Origin of the sequence: uncultured Shimia sp. (assembly GCF_947498095.1) — a bacterium.
GTDB lineage: Bacteria > Pseudomonadota > Alphaproteobacteria > Rhodobacterales > Rhodobacteraceae > Shimia.
In genome coordinates this window covers 386,499-407,646 of sequence record NZ_CANMJE010000003.1, presented here as the reverse complement: position 1 = coordinate 407,646, position 21,148 = coordinate 386,499, and the positions used below count along the sequence as shown (strand labels likewise).

At 56.4% G+C, this 21,148-nt stretch carries 20 protein-coding genes; 13 read left to right on the top strand and 7 right to left on the bottom strand.

Annotated elements, in window-relative coordinates:
- Window position 1 precedes the first annotated feature (1 nt).
- The 4 genes from Q0932_RS08140 to Q0932_RS08125 form a co-directional block, all read right to left on the bottom strand.
- Window positions 2-820 (bottom strand): CbbQ/NirQ/NorQ/GpvN family protein, encoded by an 819-nt coding sequence (locus Q0932_RS08140; RefSeq protein ID WP_299351218.1) that lies wholly within the window; start codon window positions 818-820, stop codon window positions 2-4.
- On the bottom strand, window positions 820-2,187 hold the full coding sequence (locus Q0932_RS08135) for a cbb3-type cytochrome c oxidase subunit I (RefSeq protein WP_299351217.1): 1,368 nt from the start codon (window positions 2,185-2,187) through the stop codon (window positions 820-822). Before Q0932_RS08135 ends, Q0932_RS08140 begins: the two co-directional genes overlap by 1 nt.
- Before the next feature lie 13 nt (window positions 2,188-2,200).
- Complete coding sequence (locus Q0932_RS08130; protein ID WP_299351215.1) at window positions 2,201-2,653, bottom strand: cytochrome c; 453 nt, start codon at window positions 2,651-2,653, stop codon at window positions 2,201-2,203.
- Between the two features lie 156 nt (window positions 2,654-2,809).
- Window positions 2,810-4,000, bottom strand: a complete 1,191-nt coding sequence (locus Q0932_RS08125; RefSeq protein WP_299351213.1) for an NnrS family protein — start codon at window positions 3,998-4,000, stop codon at window positions 2,810-2,812.
- A gap of 261 nt (window positions 4,001-4,261) precedes the next feature.
- Here Q0932_RS08125 and Q0932_RS08120 point away from each other — a divergent pair, with 261 nt between their 5' ends.
- The 13 genes from Q0932_RS08120 to Q0932_RS08060 all read left to right on the top strand — a co-directional run bounded on the left by Q0932_RS08120 (window position 4,262) and on the right by Q0932_RS08060 (window position 16,557).
- Complete coding sequence (locus Q0932_RS08120) at window positions 4,262-5,938, top strand: cytochrome D1 domain-containing protein (protein WP_299351212.1); 1,677 nt, start codon at window positions 4,262-4,264, stop codon at window positions 5,936-5,938.
- Window positions 5,939-6,130: 192 nt separating this feature from the next.
- Window positions 6,131-7,930 (top strand): NapC/NirT family cytochrome c, encoded by a 1,800-nt coding sequence (locus Q0932_RS08115; RefSeq protein ID WP_299351210.1) that lies wholly within the window; start codon window positions 6,131-6,133, stop codon window positions 7,928-7,930.
- A 71-nt stretch (window positions 7,931-8,001) separates the two neighbouring features.
- Window positions 8,002-8,418: a plastocyanin/azurin family copper-binding protein gene (locus tag Q0932_RS08110; RefSeq protein WP_299351208.1), complete on the top strand. Its 417-nt coding sequence runs from the start codon at window positions 8,002-8,004 to the stop codon at window positions 8,416-8,418.
- Window positions 8,419-8,643: 225 nt separating this feature from the next.
- Window positions 8,644-9,411 (top strand): uroporphyrinogen-III C-methyltransferase, encoded by a 768-nt coding sequence (gene cobA / locus Q0932_RS08105; protein ID WP_299351206.1) that lies wholly within the window; start codon window positions 8,644-8,646, stop codon window positions 9,409-9,411.
- Window positions 9,404-9,757: a cytochrome c gene (locus Q0932_RS08100; RefSeq protein ID WP_299351204.1), complete on the top strand. Its 354-nt coding sequence runs from the start codon at window positions 9,404-9,406 to the stop codon at window positions 9,755-9,757. Before cobA ends, Q0932_RS08100 begins: the two co-directional genes overlap by 8 nt.
- Window positions 9,754-10,899 carry a cytochrome D1 domain-containing protein gene (locus tag Q0932_RS08095; RefSeq protein WP_299351202.1) on the top strand — a complete coding sequence of 382 codons (1,146 nt, stop codon included), beginning with the start codon at window positions 9,754-9,756 and terminating at the stop codon, window positions 10,897-10,899. The genes Q0932_RS08100 and Q0932_RS08095 overlap by 4 nt, the downstream gene beginning before the upstream one ends.
- A gap of 3 nt (window positions 10,900-10,902) precedes the next feature.
- Window positions 10,903-11,901: an AsnC family transcriptional regulator gene (locus Q0932_RS08090; RefSeq protein WP_299351200.1), complete on the top strand. Its 999-nt coding sequence runs from the start codon at window positions 10,903-10,905 to the stop codon at window positions 11,899-11,901.
- The gene (locus tag Q0932_RS08085) at window positions 11,898-12,350 is read left to right on the top strand and encodes an Lrp/AsnC family transcriptional regulator (RefSeq protein WP_299351198.1); all 453 of its coding nucleotides are present in this window, start codon (window positions 11,898-11,900) and stop codon (window positions 12,348-12,350) included. Before Q0932_RS08090 ends, Q0932_RS08085 begins: the two co-directional genes overlap by 4 nt.
- A complete protein-coding gene (locus tag Q0932_RS08080) occupies window positions 12,347-12,832 on the top strand; it encodes an AsnC family transcriptional regulator (protein WP_299351196.1) in 486 nt (161 codons plus the stop codon). Before Q0932_RS08085 ends, Q0932_RS08080 begins: the two co-directional genes overlap by 4 nt.
- Before the next feature lie 4 nt (window positions 12,833-12,836).
- Window positions 12,837-14,051, top strand: coding sequence for a heme d1 biosynthesis radical SAM protein NirJ (nirJ, locus tag Q0932_RS08075; RefSeq protein ID WP_299351195.1), 1,215 nt, complete (start codon window positions 12,837-12,839; stop codon window positions 14,049-14,051).
- Between the two features lie 52 nt (window positions 14,052-14,103).
- Complete coding sequence (locus tag Q0932_RS08070; protein ID WP_299351459.1) at window positions 14,104-15,618, top strand: cytochrome D1 domain-containing protein; 1,515 nt, start codon at window positions 14,104-14,106, stop codon at window positions 15,616-15,618.
- A complete protein-coding gene (locus Q0932_RS08065) occupies window positions 15,575-16,318 on the top strand; it encodes a CbiX/SirB N-terminal domain-containing protein (protein ID WP_299351192.1) in 744 nt (247 codons plus the stop codon). Before Q0932_RS08070 ends, Q0932_RS08065 begins: the two co-directional genes overlap by 44 nt.
- Complete coding sequence (locus Q0932_RS08060) at window positions 16,315-16,557, top strand: hypothetical protein (protein WP_299351190.1); 243 nt, start codon at window positions 16,315-16,317, stop codon at window positions 16,555-16,557. Before Q0932_RS08065 ends, Q0932_RS08060 begins: the two co-directional genes overlap by 4 nt.
- A gap of 2 nt (window positions 16,558-16,559) precedes the next feature.
- Here Q0932_RS08060 and Q0932_RS08055 read toward each other — a convergent pair whose 3' ends face one another.
- From Q0932_RS08055 to Q0932_RS08045, 3 genes are all read right to left on the bottom strand, one after another.
- Entirely contained in the window at window positions 16,560-18,563 is a 2,004-nt protein-coding gene (locus tag Q0932_RS08055) for a putative 2-aminoethylphosphonate ABC transporter permease subunit (protein WP_299351188.1), read from the bottom strand.
- A gap of 90 nt (window positions 18,564-18,653) precedes the next feature.
- Complete coding sequence (locus Q0932_RS08050; protein WP_299351187.1) at window positions 18,654-19,718, bottom strand: AbrB family transcriptional regulator; 1,065 nt, start codon at window positions 19,716-19,718, stop codon at window positions 18,654-18,656.
- A 162-nt stretch (window positions 19,719-19,880) separates the two neighbouring features.
- Entirely contained in the window at window positions 19,881-21,110 is a 1,230-nt protein-coding gene (locus tag Q0932_RS08045; protein WP_299351184.1) for a urate hydroxylase PuuD, read from the bottom strand.
- Window positions 21,111-21,148 lie beyond the last annotated feature (38 nt).

Here is a 21,148-nt window from a genome sequence, read left to right as displayed (position 1 = left end):
CTCACCCAAAGACAGCAGTGACAAGATCGAAGAGGCCGCGTTTGATGTCCTCGTCATCAGTCAGCGGTTCGACCATCGCCGCGCGCACGGCGCGATCAACGGACATGCCTTGCGCAATCAAGGTGGCGGCATAGACCACGAGCCGGGTAGAAACCCCCTCTTCCAGATCCTGCCCCTTAAGGCCGCGCAATTTGTTGGCCAGACGCACGAGTGGTTTCACCCGCTCAATGTCCAGACCACTTTCTTCGGCGACAACTTTTTCCTCGAGATTGGGTGCGGGGAAATCGAATTCGACCGAGATGAAACGCTGACGTGTCGATGGTTTCAGCGTTTTAAGGATATTCTGGTATCCAGGGTTATACGACGCGACGAGCATGAAACCGGGTGCAGCCTCAAGTTCTTCGCCAGTGCGATCGATGGGCAGGAGGCGGCGATCATCGGTGAGCGGGTGCAACACCACAGTCACGTCCTTGCGTGCTTCGACCACTTCGTCGAGATAACAGATCGCCCCTTCGCGCACAGCGCGGGTCAGCGGTCCGTCGACCCAGACAGTTTCTCCACCTTTCAGCAGATAACGCCCGATCAGGTCAGCAGCCGCCAAGTCATCATGGCAGGCAACTGTATAGAGGGGACGGCCCAGTTTTGCGGCCATGTGGGCAACAAAGCGGGTCTTACCACAACCGGTTGGTCCTTTCAGAAGCACCGGCAGGTTATTGGATGAGGCAGCTTCGAACACATCGCATTCGTCGCTTTGGGCGAGATAGAAGGGGGCGGATGCCGCCCCCTTCAGTTCGGGGTTCATTGAACCATCCATTTTCATCACTCCGCAGGAGTCTCAGCCGAGCCGGCTTCGATGATTTCTTTGCGCGGTACTGCCATCGCGTAGATGAACAGGATCGCACCAAGAACAACCACGGCGCCAGCGCCGAAACGCATCCAGTAGAAGATGGCAACCGAGTCTTGTACGTCCATGAAGTATTCGCCCAGAACACGCTGCATGTGCGTTTGCACGGTGCCAGCAAAGGTCAGAACGAAGGTCATGAAGACCATACCCGAAGTCATCATCCAGAAGGACACCATGTTGAGAACCTGGTTGTAGGGATCACGGTTGCGCAGCACTGGAAGTGCGTAGCTGATGATCGCAAGGTTCAGACAGACATAGGCTCCGTAGAAGGCCAAGTGGCCGTGAGCAGCGGTGATCTGAGTACCGTGAGTGTAGTAGTTCACGCCATGCAGAGTGTGCAGGAAGCCCCAGACGCCTGCGCCAAAGAAGGCCAGCGTACCGCAACCGAGCGACCACAGCAGAGCTGCTTTGTTCGGGTGGTCACGACGCCCTTTCCAGACCATGACAAAGGCAAAGGCCATCATGGCAAAGAACGGAACAACTTCGAGCGACGAGAAGATCGAGCCGATCCACTGCCAGTAACCGGGGGTGCCGATATAGTAGTAGTGGTGGCCGGTGCCGAGGATGCCCGAGAACAGGGCAGCAGCGACGATGACATAGAGCCATTTCTCGACGACCTCGCGGTCCACACCAGTCAGCTTGAGCATCAGATAGGCCAGGATTGAGGCCATAACCAATTCCCATGTGCCTTCCACCCACAGGTGCACGATGTACCACCAGTACATTTTGTCGAGCGCCAGGTTGTGCGGGTTGTAGAACGCGAACAGGAACAGCAGGGCCAGACCCCAGAGACCCAAGAGCAGGATGTTGGTGATCGCGGTTTTCTTACCCTGCAGAACCGTCATGGAGACGTTGTAGAGGAAGATCAGCGCGGCAACGACGATACCTGCTTTGACCCACTTGGGTTGCTCGATGAACTCGCGGCCCTCTTTACCAAGCAGCCAGTGACCTTCGAACAGGTTGAACACATAGGTGACAACCACGCCGAGGGTCCCCAGAACCAGAATGGCCAGTTGGAGATAGGCGAGCTTTTCGCTGTGAATTTCCCGCTCGGACTCTTCCGGGATCAGGAAATATGCTGCGCCAAAGAAGCCCAAGAGCAACCAGACGATCAGCGAGTTGGTGTGAAGCATCCGAACGATGTTGAACGGAAGAAGTTCAGACACGAAGTTCGGAGAAACGTAGATCCAGCCAGCCAAGAGACCGCCCAGAACCTGGATCGCGAACAGGCCCATTGCGACTGCAAAATAGACCAGAGCGATTTTTTGAGATTTATATTTCATTGTTCAGACCTCCTTAACCCGCATCATTCGGCGGCCAATCCTGAGTATCGATCGTGTTGATCCACAGGAAGAATTCGGCCAGGTGACGGATTTCTTCGTCACTAAGATTGAAGTTGGGCATTTGGCGGCGGCCTTCGATGCCTGTGGGCTGAGCTTCCATCCAGCCTTTCAGAGTGTCGAAAGCGCCCTCTGGGTCGTCTTCAACGCCCCAGCGGGTCATGACGTTCACGAGTTCAGGAGCAAAGTACGCGCCTTCGCCCATAAGCGTATGACAGTTGATACACGCCTTATCTTCCCAAACCCGTTTACCCAGAGCGACCTCTTCAGTGAGGGTCTCCGCGTTGGTCGAGGTTGTGACGATATAGCGATGTGAGTGGAACGATAGTCCCAGGAAGATAATGATGAAGAACAGGGACCCGCCATAGAAAATATTTCGGGCCATGCTTTTTGTCATGACTTCGCGCATTGGGCTCTCCTTTGCGCCAGGTTAATAGTGCACCTGTTATCGGCAGAAGACCGCCGATCTTCCTTAACCAAAGTCAAGCAAGGGTGGGAAAGCGGGTTTCAAACGCAAAACGCCCCGAAAATTGGGGCGAGAAGCGCTAAAAACAAGGGGATTGGGCTAGGTCTCGCCGCGTTGCTTCGGGAGCAACCATGTCGGCCACAGGGCAACCAGATACAGCAGGAAAGTGAGGCTCCAGAGGATGGACACTAGGGCCATAACTGGCAGGTAGGAGTCTCCCTCCAACCCAGCACCCCACCAGCGCAGAATTGCCGTAAGTGCCAGCAATCCATAGGCCAGTGCCACCGGACGCGGTGCCGTCAGGGGGCGTCCGGAATGTCCGAGCGAAGCCCGACTCATCACAGCCAATGTCATACCGCCCACGCCACCAATTCCAACAAGATGAAGGGCCGCGACCTCATCCCCAAGCCCGAGCCCGGCGAGCCCCCAAAGACACAACCCAAGGCCCAACATGCCAAGACCAAGGTGCAGCGCAAAAAGAATCGGTTGGCGCAGTGTCCATGCCCCACGCCATGACAGCAGCCTGGCGCCCTGAAGCAGGCCGAGGCCAATGGCTACCACGGCAGGCAAGGCTTCGGGCGTTTGCGCGATCACAAGAGCAGGCAATGCCAGCGCCAAGACAACTGTCGCACGCTCGACAGGTTTGTAAGACATTGGCCAGCGATTTTCGGGTTCACCCTCGCGCTTCATGGCATTTCGGGTAAAGGCCGGTGTGATCCGCCCACCCAGAATTGCAATCATCGCACAAAGTGAGAATAGGCCACCGCGCAGCCCTGCGGATTCGCCATCCTCGATCGCGCCCATCCGGTCCAGATGAACCATCAGATTGCTGGCCCAAAGCAGCAAGAGTATCGCCAGGAACATCATGTTTTGCGGTTTGGGGCGCTTAACCAGCTGCGACGCGATTTTCACGCCCAAAACCGGAACAAAGGCCAGATCACAAACCGCGAGCGCGCCGGCAGGGATGAGGCCCGAAAACCACATCGCCACACGACCGATCAACCACAGCAAAGCGGCGAGTGTCAGATAGTTTATTCGTGCCGCGGGCGTATTTGTCCAATTAGGAACTGCCGTCAGGAAGAAACCGCCCAGCGCAGCCGTTGCGTAGCCAAAGATCATCTCGTGGGCGTGCCACATCTGCGGATTGGCGGCGACCAATGGATCCCAACCGGACCCATCCTGCGCCATCAACCACAAGGCCCAAACGCTACCAGTCAAAACACCGTATATGCCCGCACTGAGGAAAAAGATGCGAAAGCCTTCTCCGAAAACCCTCTTGAGTACCGTCACGGTATGACCTCCGCCATGTTTTGGATCTTAGGTGATCCGGATCAAGGGCGCGCAATGACGACAATACTCGCCAGATCACGCGCGCCCTTTGCACACACAATAGAGTCCCGTGAACTTGTGAACTTAACATTTGTCAAAGGCTGGCAGGCATTTTCGGCAGTGAACTTCACGAAATCGCGAGAGCAGTTAACGAAAGTCAAGGAACAGAATCGGGAAAGACCATCATATCGCCCTTGCCTCACCAGCAAACGGAGAGTGATCATGTCGCTTGGAATCACCTACAAAAAATCTCGTCGGGCACTAGGAGTCGGATTCGCACTCCTGCTTGGCTCGGCAGCCGCGCCCGCGCTCGCGGAAGGCCCCTCTTTGAGTGAGGAAGCCTTCGAAGCGTCCAAACAGCTGTACTTTGAACGCTGCGCAGGTTGCCACGGCGTTCTGCGTAAAGGCGCTACCGGCAAAAGCCTTGAGCCTGTCGTTAAGAGCAAGAACGCAGACGGTACTGTAACCGAATCTGGCACCCTGAAACTGGGTCAGGAACGCCTTGAAAAAATCATCGCCTGGGGAACCGAAGGCGGGATGAACAACTTCTCGGACATTATGACCGAGCAAGAAATCAAAGACATGGCGACCTACATCCAGATGGATCCGCCAAAACCACCAGAAATGTCGCTGGCTCAGATGAAAGAGACCCGCAAGGTCTATGTTGAAGAAGCTGACTACCCAACCGAGCCACTGCATGGCCGCAACTGGGAAAACTTCTTCGTCGTCATCGAGCGTGACGTAGGTAAAGTAGCTGTCATCGACGGCGACACCAAAGAAGTTCTGGCACACATCCCAACAGGATATGCTGTGCACGTTCTGAAAGCGTCTGAGCACCACAAAGTCACCGAGCCTGAGAACCCTGGCCGCTTCTGGTACACCATGGGTCGCGACGGCAAGATGACCAAAATCGACCTCTGGCAAACCCCAGACAAGATGTTGGTTTCGGAAGTCTCGATTGGCTATGACGCCCGCGACGTGGCAGTTTCCGGCGACGGTAAATATGTCATCGGTGGCGCTTACTGGCCTCCACACTTCGCCATCGTTGACGCGATGACCATGGAACCACTGAAAGTTGTTTCGACACGTGGTGTGAACGTTGACGGTGACTATGTAGAAGAAGCCCGTGTGGCCGCCATCTACACAACACCTAATGAGACCAGCTGGATCGTAGCCGTAAAAGAACTTGGCCAACTGTGGCAAGTTGACTATTCGGATCTCGACAACCTGCGGATCGACAAGATCAACTCGGCAAAATTCCTGCACGATGGGTTCTTTGACCCAACAGGTCGTTACTTCCAGATCGCTGCAAACGCATCGAACAAAATGGTTGTTGTCGACACCAAAGAGCGCAAGCTGGAAGCCATGATCGACACCGCACCGCTGCCGCACCCCGGCCCCGGCGCGAACTGGGACGATCCTAACTGTGGCCCCGTTGCCGGTACAACTCACCTTGGTGAAGGTACTGTAACTGTTTGGGGTAACGATCCAGAAGGTCATCCTGATCAAGCATGGAAAACCTGCTACGAAGTCGAAACTGACGGCGCAGGCCTCTTCATCCGGACTCACCCGAATTCGGACTACTACTGGGCTGACCAAACAAAGCACCCAGAAGTTGAAGTTCAGCAATCTGTTCAAGTCATCTCGAAAGAGACCGGCGAAATCGTGAAAACGATCCAGATCACTGAAGAAGAAGGCAACGTTGCTGTTCACTTCGAGTTCAACAAAGACGGCACCGAAGTTTGGGTTTCGAAATGGAACCGTGCGACTTCGAAAGAGCCAAATGGTGAAATGGTGATCTACGACGCCAAGACTCTTGAAGAAATCGGTCGTGTCAAAGGGCTGTATGCTCCGACCGGTAAGTTCAACGTCTACAACCGTTCGAACCACGTCACCTAAGGTTTGACATCATAGACCTCTAGAAGGGCGGGCCCAGCGCCCGCCCTTCTTTTCAACGCGGTGCCGGATTGTGGCGACCGGGGGACAACCCGGCCAACGAAGAAGACCCGGAAATTGCCCCCCGCTCCTCACAATCCAAAAACCTAAAGCCTTGAACAACAAGGCAATACATAAGCCAAACGGAGCCTGGAGATGACCCAGACCAATGAAGCGGAAAAGAAAAAGCCCCTCTGGCGGCGTTATGTCCTCTGGGGCATGCCGATCGGAGGCGTCCTGGTGGCCTTTGTCGCCGGTATTATCTTCTGGGGCGGATTCAACACCGCAATGGAAGCCACAAACACCAAACAGTTTTGTATCTCGTGTCACGAGATGAATGACTATGTGTACGAAGAGTATAAGGGCACCATTCACGACGTGAACAGATCCGGCGTTGGCGCCGTTTGTTCTGACTGCCACGTGCCCAAGGACTGGACGCATAAGATCATCCGCAAGATCAAGGCCTCGAAAGAGGTCTGGGGCAAACTCACAGGCAAAATCAGCACGCCTGAGAAGTTCGACAAGCACCGCTTGCAACTCGCGATGAACGAATGGGAGCGGATGAAAAAGACGGACTCGGTAGAATGCCGGAACTGTCACCACTTTGATTCCATGCTGCCCGAGTTCCAAAAGCCGCGTGCGCGTGCACAACACTTGAACGCGATGAAAGCGGGTCAGACCTGTATCGATTGCCACAAGGGTATTGCACACTCGGATCTGCGTGATCGCGCGGACGAGGAATATCTGGAAGCTCTGGAAGCGCCGAACCCCAAGTTTATGCGTGACGTGCCGCAGGCCTATCTGGAAAGTCTTGCCAAGATTGAGGCGATTGAGGCCGAAGAAGCCGCTGCGACCAAGGCTGCCGCCAAAGCACAGCAAGAGGCCTTGCAGGCACAGATCGCCTCGGCGGTTGAAGCGGCTGTGGCTGAAGAGCAAGCCAAAGCCGCGGGCACTGCCCCGGCAGCTGCCAGCGCCGCTGGTACGGTTGCACCAAATGTCGATTGGGCCGCTGTGCCCGAAGCTGACATGACCCTGTTCTATCCGGGTCAGGCATCATTCGAGTTTGTGCAAAACGGCAAGCAGCACGGCGGCGCCCGTCCTTTGACCAAAGGCGGTGACGCCTGCACCACTTGCCACGCAGCGGAATTGGATGCCATCGGCACTAAAATCGCCGCAGGTGGTGGTGGCAAAGAGGACGAGCTTGAGCCGACCCCGATCCCCGGCAAGCGCGGCACAATTGCTGCAACCGTGCAAGCGGCCCATGACGGTGAAAACCTTTATGTGCGCATGCAATGGCCAGACACGCCACATTCGCCGGCACCCTTCGTGGACGGCGGCAAGATGGATCCCGACAACCAGATCAAAGTCGCAATGATGATCACCGGCAACGGTATCGAAATGGGCGAACAGGCCGGTTGCTGGGCCACCTGTCACGCGGACAATACCTACATGCCGTTTGATCCAGGTGCTGAAGCCATTGCTGCCAATGGAGATGTGGCCGCACGCCTGCAAGCAGAAGGTACGATCACCAAGTATCTCACCGAAAGCCGGACCAAGGTTGAAGTCAAAGGCCGCCGTGGTAAGGCTCAGGGTGGCTGGGATCAGCTGAAGAGCGAAGACGAAATCGCGCAGTATCTCGCGGATGGAACCTTTATGGACCTGATGCGTGTCTATGCTGATGGTAGCGGTGAAAATGGCTATCTTCTGGAGAACCGGGTGAACAACGAAGGCGCATTTGCCTCTGAGGCCACGCTTTCAGCCGGGATGTGGACGATTGTCTTCTCGCGTCCCTTGGCCGGAGGGGTCGGTGATGTCGCGCTGGAAGCAGGCAAGACCTATACGGTTGGCTTTGCGATCCATGATGACTTTGCCGATGCGCGGTTCCACCACGTGACACTGAACACGACAATGGCTCTGGACAGCGCTGACGCCCAGATCAATGTCACCGGTCAGTAAGTCAGTTCTATGACATTTGCGGCGGCCGATCCTGTCGGCCGCCGTATTCTTTTGGTAGAAAGGTCCCTGATATGATTAGAACTTCATTCCTTCCCGCCCTATTGGTTCCGGCTGTGCTGGCCCTGCCCGCATTTGCAGGTGACGAAGACCAAACCGCGCTCTGTGCAGAAGCCGAAGAACGCTATGTAGAGATCTTTGGAACGGCGTCGACCGAGGCCGAGGGCGTGACTGTTGTCACCATGTACAAATACAATTTCTGCCCTGCTGAAATCACTGTTCCGGTTGGCACCACCGTGCGCTGGGTCAATGTCGACAAACGCACCAGCCACAGCGTTCTGGTCAAGGGCTCTGGCCAGCCTGAATCCGACCGCGCGTTTCCCGAAGAAGTCATTGAATTCACGTTTCTTGAACCTGGTCCTCAGGACTATCTATGCGGTCCACACTGGGAAACCCAAAACATGATTGGCATGGTAACGGTTGAACCCTAACTCTCTAGAATTATTCTAAAAATAAAAGGCGCGTCAAAATCTGGCGCGCCTTAACTTTTGTCAAGGCAACGATCTTTGCGACGGGGCAATCTCTGCTCATGAGACGCAAGGATTCCCCAGCACGGTTTTCACCCGACAGGTGCTGCGCCCCGCGAGCCGAGGGCCAGCTATCCATGTGTGGTCAGCTCCAGCCAAATATCCATCAGACAGCAAGTGAGATTTCCCATGACCGGTAAAGTGTTTTTGATAGGAGCAGGCCCCGGTGACCCGGATCTTTTGACATTGCGCGCCTTGCGCATGTTGAAAGACGCCGATGTTGTGGTCTACGACCGTCTGGTCTCGGATGAAATCATGGCTTTGTGCCCCGATCAGGCAGAGCTGATTGCCGTTGGGAAATGCCCCAAGAACCATCTGGTGACTCAGGACCGCATCAACGAAATCCTGCATGAACAGGCGATGATGGGCCGCAAGGTTGCCCGCCTAAAAGGTGGCGATCCCATGATCTTCGGGCGCGGCTCGGAAGAGGCAGCCTATTTGATCGAACGCGGTATTGAGGTCGTCTACGCCCCCGGCATCACAGCCGCACAGGGCGCATCTTGTTCAACTGGCGTGCCATTGACCCACCGCGGCCTGGCCACCAGCGTTCAATATGTCACCGGCCACCGCCAGGCCGGTAAAACCCTTGATTTGGATTGGAAACGCCTCGCGGATCCCGACACCACGGTTGTGATTTATATGGGCGTCTCAAACATCGGTAAGATTGCCGTGGGGCTGATGACCGAAGGTTTGTCTTCCAGCACCCCGGTTATGGCGGTGTCACGCGCAACCTCACCTGAGGAAACGCGCATGGTCTCGACCATCGGTCGCGTCGCACAAGATGCTCGCGACTCTGGTCTGGAGGCCCCTACCCTGTTCATCATAGGCAAGGTTGTTTCGCTTTATGCCGAAAACCCACATGACCTTGCCGTGGAAGCGGTGAGTGCAAATGGCTGACCTGAAACAAAAATCCCAACCGACCTCTGGCTTGCTGGGCCGCGCTGTCTTTGCAGCAGCACTTGTGGCCGCCACCGCGTCACTTGCGTCAGAAACCCTTGATCCACAGGCGCTAAAGCGTTTGGTGCATCAGGATTGCGGGTCCTGCCACGGGTTGACGCTCAAAGGTGGGCTTGGGCCTGACCTGCGGGCGGACACCATCAGCCACTACGAAGTCGAAGGCCTAAAAACCATCATTCTTGACGGTATGCCCGACACAGCAATGCCCCCTTGGCGTCCGCTCATGAGCGAAGAAGAAGCCGAATGGGTCGCGCGCTACCTGCTAAATCCGGAGATCACCGAATGAAATCGCTCGCCCTCACCCTCGCGGCTGCGCTCTTTGTCTCAACAGCTATAGCGGAACCTACTGCCACTGGTGACCTTGGTCTAATTATTGAACGCGCCAATGGGACCGTTCTGTTGGTTGACCAATCCGACCGCGCGGCTCTAGCCCGGATCGAAGGCCTAGGAGATCTCAGCCACGCATCCCTCGTCTATAGCCCGGATGAGCGTTTTGCATATGTTTTTGGCCGTGACGGCGGACTCACCAAGGTCGACATCGTCACGCGTACCATTGCGAACCGCGTCATTCAGGCAGGCAATGCAATTGGTGGTGCCATCTCGGATGATGGTAAACTGGTTGCCGTGTCCAACTATGAACCCGGTGGCGTGCGGATCTTTGACGCCGACACGCTGGAGATGGTTCTGGACATCCCCACCGACAGCAAAACCATCGGTCTCGTCGACGCGCCGGGCCGCCGGTTCGTCTTTACCATGTGGGACACCGGTGAAACCTGGATTGCCGATATGTCCGGAGACACACCGAACATCACCAAAATTCCCAACATGGGCGATAACCCTTATGACGCGCTGATCACATCCAATGGACGCACCTATATTACCGGCCTGTTCGGTGAAGACGGCCTGACGGCTTTGGACCTGTGGGACGAGAATCCACAACCAATCCGTGTCTTGCCAAATTATGGGCGTGGGCAAAAGGAAATGCCGGTCTACAAAATGCCCCACCTCGAAGGCTGGGCGCACACAGGCGCGGAATTTGTCTTGCCCGCCGTTGGTCACCACGAAGTTCTGTGGATCGATGGCAATACGCTGACGGAAACTGGCCGCACCCAGACATATGGTCAACCGGTCTTTGCCATGGCGCGCCCGGATGGGCGGCATGTTTGGGTTAACTTTGCTCACCCGCTGAACGACACCATCCAAGTAATCGATTCGGTTTCCAAAGAGATCATCCACGAGTTCAAACCCGGCCCAGCCGTGCTGCACATGGAGTTCACACCCCGCGGTCACGAAGTCTGGATCAGCGTTCGGGATGCCGGAAAAGTCGTGATCTACGACACGCATACCTTTGAAAAAATTCGCGAAATTGACGCAGATAGCCCCTCGGGCATCTTTTTCACAGCGCGCGCGCACAGAACGGGGCTTTGAGCAATGAAGAACGTCGCTGATCCGATTGACCGCCATCTGCTGGACAAATGGCAACGTGACTTTCCCATCGTGCCCCAGCCCTTTGCTGACCTCGCCGCCCAGTTGGAGATCGAAGAAGACGAGGTCATCGAACGCCTTGAGCGGATGCGTAAAAGCGGCCGTATCACACGGGTCGGGGCAACCTGCGCACCCAATACAGTTTCGGCCAGCACGTTGGCGGCCGTTGCCGCACCTGCCGAAAGGCTCGAGGAAGTTGCAGCATTGATCGGTGCACAGCCAGGCGTGAACCACTCTTATGAGCGTGAAGATCACTGGAACCTTTGGTTCGTTGCCACGGGTCCCGATCGGGCATTTGTCGATAGCACACTAACCCGCATTGAGGCCCAAAGCGGGCTTCGTGTGATGGATTTGCGGCTCGAGCGCCCTTTCAACGTTGATCTGGGGTTCCGTCTGAATGGCGGCGATGCCCCGGGCATTCCCCCCACACCACGCATTGTGAACCTCGAGGCACTGCGCCCCGGAGACTCAGAACTGTTGCAAGCCCTGACCCAAGGTCTGCCGATTGTCGCATCACCTTTCGCAGTTCTTTCTGCGAGGTTGGGGCGTCAGGAAGACGAGGTTCTGGCGCGCGTTCAGTCCCTGATAGACGCAGGCATCATCTCTCGTTTTGGCGTGATTGTGCGCCACCGCGCCCTTGGATGGCGCGCCAATGCAATGGTGGTCTGGGACCTTCCCTCGGACCGGATCACCAGGGCTGGCCCGGTTCTCGCTGACCAACCCGGTGTAACGCTCTGTTATGAGCGCCGCCCCGTTGCCGGAATGTGGCCGTATCGTTTGTACTCGATGATCCATGCCCGCAGCCGTCTTGAGGCTCTGAAGCATCTTGCCAATGCCGCTAGTTTACCCGAGCTCAAAGGGGTTCCACACAAAGCGTTGTTTTCGACCCGCTGTTTCAAACAGACCGGCGCGATGATCGCAGCCAAACCCGAGGTGGCAGCATGAGTGAGCTTGACCAGATCGACCGTGATCTCATCAATATTCTGCAAAATGATCTGGGGCTAGAACATCGCCCGTTTGAGGCGATTGCGGACCAGGTTGGGCTGAGTGAAACCGATGTGCTGACACGGATCAACGCATTGAAAGAAAACGGGTATCTCACCCGTTTTGGCCCGTTTTTTGATGCCGCGGCCATGGGGGGCGCCTTTTGTCTCTGCGCTATGGCTGTTCCGGCCGAGAAATTCGATGACGTATTAACCAAAGTCAATGCCCACGCCGAGGTTGCGCATAATTATGAGCGCGCGCACAGGCTGAACATGTGGTTTGTTCTGGCAACGGAAAAGCCCGAGGGCATCCCCAATACGGCTGACGCGATTGAGCGGGAAACCGGGCTGACGGTCCATTGTTTTCCAAAACTGCAAGAGTTCTATATCGGGTTTCGGGTTGCTGCATGACACTGGATGCCACAGATCGCCAAATCATCGAAGCGCTGCAAGCGGGGCTGCCACTTGTGCCCGCCCCTTATGCGGCGGTGGCCGAACAGTTGAACCTGCCCGAAGACGCTCTAACCGAACGGCTCGCCGCGATGAAAGCTTCTGGCGTGATCCGCCGGATTGCCGCGGCACCAAACCACTACAAACTGGGCATGACGGCCAACGGCATGACCGTCTGGGATGTTGCTGACGACCAGATCACAGAGCTTGGTGCGCTGATCGGTGCGCTGCCGTTTGTCACCCATTGCTACGAGCGCCCGCGCGCCCTGCCCGAATGGCCTTATAACCTTTTTGCCATGGTCCACGGATCATCCCGTGAAGAGGTCGAGGAAAAGCGCGCACGGATCAAAGATATCCTTGGCGACGCGTTGCGGGCCAGTGACGTTCTGGTTTCGACTCGAATCCTGAAGAAAACGGGGCTGCGGCTCCGCAAGCGGGGGTAATCCCATGTTCCGCCTAACCGAATACATGCACCAGCTCGTGACCCCGACCCCTGTGCGGGTCCGGCGCGGCACAGGTCCGACCAAGCCGGTCGTGATCTGGAACCTCACACGTCGTTGCAATCTGAAGTGTCGGCATTGCTACACTGTATCGGCGGATGTCGACTTCCCCGGCGAGCTCAGCCACGAGCAAGCCATGGAAACCCTTGAGGATCTTGGCCGCTTTCGCGTCCCGGCCTTGATCCTCTCGGGTGGTGAACCCCTGGACTGCAAGTACTTGACGCCACTGGCAAAACGCGCGCGCCAACTGGTGCGTGTCTTGGCGCTGTCCACCAATGGTACAAAAATTCACGGCGCTGCCGCGGATGAAGTGGCCGAGATCGGCTATGATTATGTCGGTATCTCAATCGACGGCATTGGGGCCACAAATGACTGGTTCCGCGGCGTGGATGGCGCCTTTAACGATGCCGTGCGGGGCGTTCGCGAGTTGAAAAAGCGCGGCGTCAAAGTGGGCCTGCGGTTTTGCCTGACCGAAGGCACGCAGCACAATCTGCCCGACCTCTTGAAGCTGTGCGATGACGAAGGCGTGGACAAGTTTTACCTTTCGCACCTGGTCTATGCCGGACGTGGCGACAAGAACCGTGGCGAAGACTCGGAACACAAACGCACCCGTGCCGGGTTGGACATGCTGTTGGAGCGCTCGTGGCAATCCGTGAACGGAGGCCACCCTCTGGAAATCGTCACGGGAAACAATGACGCCGACGCGGTCTATTTTCTGGATTGGATCCGTCGCAATTTTGACAGTGAAAATGTGGCCCATGTGCGCGAACATCTGGCGGCATGGGGCGGTAACTCTTCCGGCCTTGGCGTCGCCAACATCGATTTTCTGGGCAATGTGCACCCCGACACCTATTGGTCTGACTACACAATCGGAAACGTCAAAAATGACGCATTTTCAGAGCTTTGGACCGGTGACGATCCGATGCTTGCCACGCTACGCACCCGTCCCCGCCCACTGGAAGGGCGCTGTGGTGCCTGCAAATTCAAAGATGTCTGCGGCGGCAACACCCGCATCCGCGCCCTGCAGCTGACCGGCAACCCCTGGGCCGAAGACCCGGCCTGTTACCTCTCTAATGCTGAGATCGGCATCGACGACGCCGACCGTCTGCATGTCACCCCGTTTCGAGGCAAAAGCCATGACCCGCAGCACAAGTTTTTCTGAACGCTCCCTTCCAATGAGTGAAATCCTTTGCGCGGCTCTGGCGGGTGCCTTGATGTCACTGTCGCTGGTGACATCGGCCGCAGCTGATCCTGCGGCCTCCTATGCCGAGCACTGTGCCGATTGTCACGGTGCTGACCGTCTCGGCGGCAGTGGCCCTGCCCTGATCCCTGAAACCTTGCGCAAAATTCGCGGCCCCAATCTGGCAGACGTTATCCTGAATGGGCGCGTCGCCACACAGATGCCCGGTTTTAGCGAGTATCTGGATCAGGAGGGCGCCGACGCCATCGTCGAGCTGCTGAAGACCCCGCTTGAGGTGCTTCCCCCTTGGGGCGAAGACCAGATCAACGCCAGCCGCGAGATGAACCCCGATTATGTCGCCGTTGATGCACCGGTTTGGGATGCTGATCCCATGAACATCACCATGGTGGTGGAAACCGGAGACCACCACGTGAGTGTGTTGGATGGAGACACCTTTGAGGTGCTGGATCGGTTCCAGACCCCCTTTGCTGTGCATGGTGGGCCAAAGTACGACCCGACGGGGCGCTACCTGTTCATCATGTCGCGCGATGGTTGGGTGCAGAAGTATGACATCTACGCCCTGCAAATCGTCGGTCAGGTGCGCGCCGGCCTAAACAGCCGCAACATTGCCATGTCCAGTGACGGCAAATGGCTTGCCGTGGCAAGTTATCTGCCCAATATGGTAACCATCCTGAACACCGAAGACCTGACCGTCGGCAAAGTGCAAATGGTCAAAGGCAAGGATGGCACACCGAGCCGGGTGTCTGCAGTCTATCAGGTGCCACCACGCGAAAGCTTTGTTCTGGCACTTAAGGACGTGCCGGAAATCTGGGAAATCTTTTACGGTGCCAACCCGCCCAAATTCGGCTTTGCCCATGACTGGCGCGATGAGGGGCTGGCCCATACCGACATCCCCTTCCCGGTGCGTAAAATCACCTTGCCCGACTATCTGGACGATTTCTTTTTTGACCAGACCTATGAATACATCATGGGCGCGTCGCGCGACGGGGCCGAAGGCACCGGTGGTCAAGTGGTGGATCTGGTGATCGGTCACAAGATTGCTGACCTCGACCTACCCGGCATGCCGCACCTCAGTTCCGGCACCACATGGGAACGCAATGGCACCACCGTCATGGCAACCCCGCACATGCGCGGAGGCGTGGTTTCAGTGATCGACATGTCGACTTGGAAAACCATCAAGAAAATCGAAGCCATGGGACCGGGGTTCTTTGTGCGCAGCCATGAGAACTCTAAATACATCTGGGCGGATGTCTTCTTTGGCCCGAACCGGGACCTGATGCACGTCATCGACAAGCAGAGTCTTGAAATCGTCAAAACGCTGCAGCCGGCGATTGGCAAGACCGTGGCTCACGTTGAATTTACCAAGGACGGGCGTTATGCGCTGGTTTCAGTCTGGGAAGACGACGGCGAAGTCCTAGTATATGATGCCGAAACGCTGGAAATCGTGAAACGGTTGCCAATGCGCAAACCATCCGGGAAGTACAATGTCTGGAACAAGATCACATTTTCCGAAGGCACAAGCCACTGACGCGCTGATTGTCGCGCATGGTCAGCCGTCTGATCCGCTTCCGGCAGAGGCGGCCCTAGGGGCGCTCTGCGAGCGGGTGCAGGCCCTGTTGCCGGACATGTCACTGACATCCGCCACGATGGCCAATGGTGATGCATTGGAAAAGTCAGTTGCAACACTGCGCAAAGGCGGGTTGGTGTATCCGCTGTTCATGGCGAATGGCTGGTTCGTCCAGACCGCGTTGCGTAAACGCTTGGGCGACGCGCCCTGCCACTTGCTGACACCGCTGGGACTGGAACCAGCCCTGCCCGGCTTGGCCGCACAGGTAATACGGGATGCCTTGCAAAGTCAGGGTCAAGATCCCCGAGACGTTCGTATCCTCTTGGCGGCTCATGGATCGGCCAAAGGGCGGCTTGCCGCAAAGTCAGCCTATCGTTTTGCCCGCGCGCTCTCGCATGAAATCGCCTTGGCGGGCGTGTTTCCGGGCTTTGTTGAGCAGGCACCGTTCCTGACCGAAGTTCTAGAGGATCTTCGCGAACCTTCGCTGTGTTTGCCGTTCTTTGCGATGGACGGGGATCACATGAAACAGGATGTCCGGCAGGGCCTTCGCGAAGCTGGGTTTGCGGGAGAAATCCTCCCGGCTTTGGGGCAAACCAAAGCGATCCCGCAACTCATCGCAAACTCCCTGAAAACGCAGATCAATGATAGAGAAGCCGCATGACCGAAACTGAGAACGAACCGTGGTCGGTGTTGAAGCTGGCGATTTGGCTCTACCCTGTCAGTGCGCTGACGGTCGCCTTCAATCTGTTTCTGCTCGGGTTGATGTGGCAAACGATCGGCTGGCCGGTGGTTCAGCCGATTGACGCGATCCTTTGGTCCTTGCCTTTGGGGATTCCGGCCACGTGGCTTTTTGCGCGCTGGATGCGCGGCCTGATGGACGAAGCCGACGGGCGCAAATAGCGTTAACCGCGCCAGCCTTGCGTGCGCCGCAGCAACGCCTTGCTGACCCACAGATGGAATAGTCGCGCCAGCAAGTTGGTGTAAAAGATCATCATTCCCATCGCTGCCGCGGGTGCAATGTCACCTGCATCATCCATATTCAGGATGGCCACGGACGCCAGCGCCGTCTTGGGTGAATACAGGAACACCACTGCTGATACCGTCGTCATGGCGTTTACAAACAGATAGATCGAGATATCCAGAAGCGTTGGCAGGCAAATGGGCAATGTCACACCCAGGAGCACTTTGCGCCGGGGCTGCGCCAGCGAGTCCGAAACAGATTCAAATGTCGGATCAATCTGGCGCAGGGTCGTGAGAGCCGTGAGATGTGGTACCGTATAGAAATGCGTGACGGTACAGATCACGAGAATGGCCATCGTTCCGTAAATACCATTCATCGGGTTCTCAGGCGCGTTGAAAAAGAAGATATAGGCCAGCCCCAGAACCAACCCGGGCACGGCCATCGGCAGCATGGCCGCCATATGCAACCCAGCCCGCGCTGGACGAGACGCGGCGGATTTTTCGACCAGATAGGCACCGGAAAAGATCACGAAAGTCCCGATTAGGGCCGTCAACAAGCCCAGCTTTAGCGAATTGCGGTAACTGCGCCATCCGCCTCCATCTACAAGATCAAACTGATAGTGTGACAGTGTCAGGCTAAGGTCATAGGGCCAGAACTTGACCAGAGCCGCGAATTGGCACACCGCCAGAATACCGACGATAAACAGGCTGATTACTGCACAGTAGGCAAGCCAGATACGATCACGACGAGGCGCTGGCTGGGGCCGTAGGGGAACTGTCTGTGCCGAAACCTGAGCCGCCTGTTTGCGGCGCACAAAACTATCGACGCCAAAGGCCAGAATGGCGGGGATCAACAGCACCACTGACACCACGGCCCCCATTTCGAAGTTCTGTTGGCCAATAACTTGCTTGTAGATATCCACGGCCAAAACATTGAATTGTCCGCCAATCACCTTGGGCAAGCCAAAGTCGGCAATCACAAGGTTGAACACCACGAAACACGCCGAGATCAAACCATAGCGTGCACCCGGTAAAGTCACTGTTCGAAACACGCGCAAAGGCGAGGCACGCAGGCTGATTGCAGCCTCGTGAAGCCGGGAATCTGAAATGGCTAAGGCCGCTGAGAGGATAACGAAGGCATGGGGAAAGGTGAAAAACACTGACCCGATTACAATTCCGATCGGCCCATAAATACTGGCACCAAATAGCAATTCCTTGAACACTCCCTGATTGCCGAACAGATAGATCAGCGCAATGCCGGGCAACAGGGACGGCACCAGAATGGGCGCCATTGCGATGGTCCGAAACAAACCCTTGAACCGCACACAACTGCGGTGCAGCCCATAGGCCAAGGCAAAAGCCAAAGACACTGTAATGGCCGTGCTCAACAGGGCCACAATCAGCGAATTTCGAATGGATGCAGATAGCGCCGGGGTCTTGAAGTAGGTGCCAAAGTTATCCAACCCGACATCCTGCATCGGGCGCAGCTGAACCCTTCGAAACGTATTTGAATCCACTTCGACCCAATCGGTTGTTTGATGTAACTTGGATCCAACCAGAAAGCCCGCCGTGCCGGAGGTATCGCGCACCCGATAGAGAACCGGGCTGCGAAAGCTGAATTCGGGGAACAGGGATACGGCGGCAAGGCGCCCGCCCGACCCGCTGGCAAGGTCTTCGTCGGACCAGATCCTCAAACGCGCATTAATGTCCGAGGCGCTCTCAGGGGCGGCCTGAAACTGCCCCGCCTCGTCGCTGACCTGAAACTCAAAAACCGTGAGATCAAACCGCCATGTGGTCAGCGATTTTGACAGCATCAACCCCAATGGAAGCACAAGCGTCACGATCAAGTATAGCCCGATGACCGCAACCCATAGCCGTGTCGACAGCGCCTGAGACATCAGGGGCGGCTTGGGCATGGCGCGGATTTGATCGCTTGACCTGGGCACAAAGGCGTCCTGTTTGGGCTGCGAGAACGGTTGGCGAAACCTACACCATCTTTGAAAGGCATCAAGCGCCATGGCGCCGCGTTTTCGGCCTCAGGTCTTGGAGGACGTCAGACCCAAGCGCTTGACTAAAAATGTCATCATCACAACCGTCACCGATATGCGAAACACGTGATGCGTCGCAACAATGATTGGCCCGACATTCAGGCTGAGGGCCACAAGGCTCATCTCGGTCACGCCGCCGGGCGCAAAGCTGAGGAACAGGGCGCTAAACGGGATGTCCACGACCACTACAAGGGCTGCCGCAAAGCCAAGCGCCAACAAGAGATAGGCCACCATGGCCACCAACCCCAACCCCAGTGACCGAACCAGTTGAGCCCGCCCAATCCCCTGAAATTCGGCTCCCAGCCCCACACCGACCACCAATTGTGCGGCGGTCAGCAGCCATGTCGGCGCATGCGCGGGTAGGACACCGCTCAATTGAAGGCCCGCGCTTAGGATCAAAGGGCCAATCAGGATTGCCGCTGGCAGTTTCAGACGCTTGCCAACCACCATGCCGACACCGGCCACGACAACGGTTAGAGCGATGTCCCAAAGCGAGTAACTCGCCCCGGCCATTTCGACTCCGGCTGCGCTTCCAACAACTTCGCCAGTCCAGGCAAAGAACAACAGCGGGACAATCGTTATGACCAGAATAACCCGCGCAAAGTGCTGAACAGTCACGATGTTCACTTTGGCGCCGGATTGCTCTGCAAATGTGATCGCCTCAATCAATCCACCGGGAACCGAGGCAAAAATCGCGGTCTCACGGTCATAACGCCCGAGATAGCGATAGATCACAAATCCTATGCCGTGCGACAGAATCACAAAGATCAGAATGGCCCCAAGCGAAAGCCAAAGCGTGTCGAGGATACCAAAAAGTTCAGGCGAGAAGTTTTGCCCAATCATCACGCCAATGATTGCGGTAAAGCTCTGGCGGATAATGCGGGGAAAGCTCGTGGCCGTTTTTGGGGTGTTGGACCGGCTTAGGGCTACAGCGGCCGTGATGAACAGCGCCCCAGTCAGGAACGGCATCGGCAGTCCAAGTTGCCATGCGATCACCCCACCGACAAACCCAACGGCCAGCTTCACCAGAACAGAGAGCGCCAAATCAAACATGATGCCCCCGTATGGGTGACATCATGCGTAAAGATTTGAGGGTTTGGCACATAAGGCCATGTTATTCCGGCCTCGAGCGTCAACAGGCAAGCCCAAAATCAGTGTCGTGAAAAAAAGAAAGATCGAAGTTGGGTCGGCTTTTTGGTTGTCCGACCTGTGAGATCAGCCTTTTTGCGCTGCGTTGAACCAACGCACGATCGCTTCACGTTCTTCGCGCTCCATCCAGCTGACGTTGGCGGGCGGCATGGCGGTACTGACGCCGGAATGCAGGAAAATGCGCTTTGCTTCCGCTGCGATTTCCTGCGGTGTTTCCAGCAGAACATCCTTTGGCGCGTGGGTAATCCCGTCCCAGCCCGGCTCGCGGGTGTGGCACATGGAACACCGGCTGAGAACGATGTCTGTCACGTCCTCAAACCCTTCGGCACTGGCATAGACCTGCTCTGCAGGTGTAAAGGCCCGTGCCTCTTCCTCGTCGTAGTCCGTGTACTCTGGCCCGGCCTGGCTCAGCATGATCGCTGCCACGAACAAGACAACGGTTACGGCCCAAGTCCACCACTTCATGCCGCCACGCGAATGCATGGTGTTAAAGAAATGCCGGATCGTGACACCCATCAGGAAGACCAGCGCAGCAATCAACCAGTTGTATTCGGTGGCAAAAGCCAGCGGATAGTGGTTCGACAGCATCAGGAAGATGACCGGCAGCGTCAGATAGTTATTATGCGTCGACCGCAGTTTGGCGATCTTGCCGTATTTCGGGTCTGGCGTGCGGCCCTCTTGCAGGTCTTTCACCACGATGCGCTGGTTCGGCATGATGATAAAGAACACATTGGCGGTCATGATCGTGGCGGTGAAGGCCCCAAGATGCAGCATCATGGCACGCCCGGTGAAGACTTGGGTATAACCCCAGCCCATGGCGACAAGAAGCACGAACAATAGCACCATCAGAACGGTAGGATTTTCAGCCAATTTTGACTTGCACAGACGGTCATAGACCAACCAGCCAATCGTCAAGGAAACAGCCGACAGCACCACGCCCTGCCACAGAGGCATCTCAACCTTGTTGGCATCGATCAGATACAGCTCTCCACCCAGCCAGTAGACAATCATCAGCAACGCAGCACCGGATAGCCATGTAGAATAGCTCTCCCATTTGAACCACGTCAGATGATCCGGCATTTTTTCAGGTGCGACGAGGTATTTTTGGATGTGATAAAACCCACCCCCATGAACCTGCCATTCTTCGCCGTCCGCGCCACCTAGATCGCGGTCACGACGCAATCCAAGGTCCAGTGCAATAAAGTAGAAAGACGATCCGATCCACGCCATCGCGGTGATCACATGCAGCCAACGCAGTGCAAACTCGGCCCAATCAATCAAAAAAAACGCATCCATTTCGCAGCCCTCATTCGGTTGTTGACGCAGGTTAGCTT

Coding starts and splice junctions, on each gene's coding strand:
- Q0932_RS08135 (WP_299351217.1), bottom strand. CDS start 2,187: ATGAAATATAAATCTCAAAAAATCGCTCTGGTCTATTTTGCAGTCGCA.
- Q0932_RS08115 (WP_299351210.1), top strand. CDS start 6,131: ATGACCCAGACCAATGAAGCGGAAAAGAAAAAGCCCCTCTGGCGGCGT.
- Q0932_RS08100 (WP_299351204.1), top strand. CDS start 9,404: ATGGCTGACCTGAAACAAAAATCCCAACCGACCTCTGGCTTGCTGGGC.
- Q0932_RS08070 (WP_299351459.1), top strand. CDS start 14,104: ATGTCACTGTCGCTGGTGACATCGGCCGCAGCTGATCCTGCGGCCTCC.
- Q0932_RS08080 (WP_299351196.1), top strand. CDS start 12,347: ATGACACTGGATGCCACAGATCGCCAAATCATCGAAGCGCTGCAAGCG.
- Q0932_RS08140 (WP_299351218.1), bottom strand. CDS start 820: ATGAAAATGGATGGTTCAATGAACCCCGAACTGAAGGGGGCGGCATCC.
- Q0932_RS08130 (WP_299351215.1), bottom strand. CDS start 2,653: ATGCGCGAAGTCATGACAAAAAGCATGGCCCGAAATATTTTCTATGGC.
- Q0932_RS08085 (WP_299351198.1), top strand. CDS start 11,898: ATGAGTGAGCTTGACCAGATCGACCGTGATCTCATCAATATTCTGCAA.
- Q0932_RS08095 (WP_299351202.1), top strand. CDS start 9,754: ATGAAATCGCTCGCCCTCACCCTCGCGGCTGCGCTCTTTGTCTCAACA.
- Q0932_RS08045 (WP_299351184.1), bottom strand. CDS start 21,110: ATGGATGCGTTTTTTTTGATTGATTGGGCCGAGTTTGCACTGCGTTGG.
- Q0932_RS08120 (WP_299351212.1), top strand. CDS start 4,262: ATGTCGCTTGGAATCACCTACAAAAAATCTCGTCGGGCACTAGGAGTC.
- Q0932_RS08110 (WP_299351208.1), top strand. CDS start 8,002: ATGATTAGAACTTCATTCCTTCCCGCCCTATTGGTTCCGGCTGTGCTG.
- cobA (WP_299351206.1), top strand. CDS start 8,644: ATGACCGGTAAAGTGTTTTTGATAGGAGCAGGCCCCGGTGACCCGGAT.
- Q0932_RS08065 (WP_299351192.1), top strand. CDS start 15,575: ATGTCTGGAACAAGATCACATTTTCCGAAGGCACAAGCCACTGACGCG.
- nirJ (WP_299351195.1), top strand. CDS start 12,837: ATGTTCCGCCTAACCGAATACATGCACCAGCTCGTGACCCCGACCCCT.
- Q0932_RS08090 (WP_299351200.1), top strand. CDS start 10,903: ATGAAGAACGTCGCTGATCCGATTGACCGCCATCTGCTGGACAAATGG.
- Q0932_RS08050 (WP_299351187.1), bottom strand. CDS start 19,718: ATGTTTGATTTGGCGCTCTCTGTTCTGGTGAAGCTGGCCGTTGGGTTT.
- Q0932_RS08060 (WP_299351190.1), top strand. CDS start 16,315: ATGACCGAAACTGAGAACGAACCGTGGTCGGTGTTGAAGCTGGCGATT.